Genomic DNA, 242 nt, shown 5'->3' with positions numbered 1-242 from the left:
AATTCTTCTGTTTCATCATGTTTATGCTTATATTCTTCTAAAAGAATTTTTTCATTTTCAGATACTTCTGCTTCGTTAATTTGTATATGATCAGGAACTTCCAACTTGAAATTAGAATAATTTAATCCGCTCGTTCCATGTTCTCCTTCAGCAATATTTAGTTGATCAGTTTGAGATCTGTTTATCTCTTCTGCTGATGCTGATAAAGGTACACTCCCTAAAATCACTAGACTTGTTGATAG

General features: G+C 31.8%; 1 pseudogene. It reads right to left on the bottom strand.

Annotated elements, in window-relative coordinates:
• Nucleotides 1-242: pseudogene (locus SB717_RS38930) on the bottom strand (S-layer homology domain-containing protein); the annotation flags it as partial.

Origin of the sequence: Priestia sp. SIMBA_032 (assembly GCF_046535215.1) — a bacterium.
Lineage (GTDB): Bacteria > Bacillota > Bacilli > Bacillales > Bacillaceae_H > Priestia > Priestia aryabhattai.
Note: the sequence above shows the minus strand (reverse complement) of the source record. Positions and strands in the feature narration are given on the sequence as shown.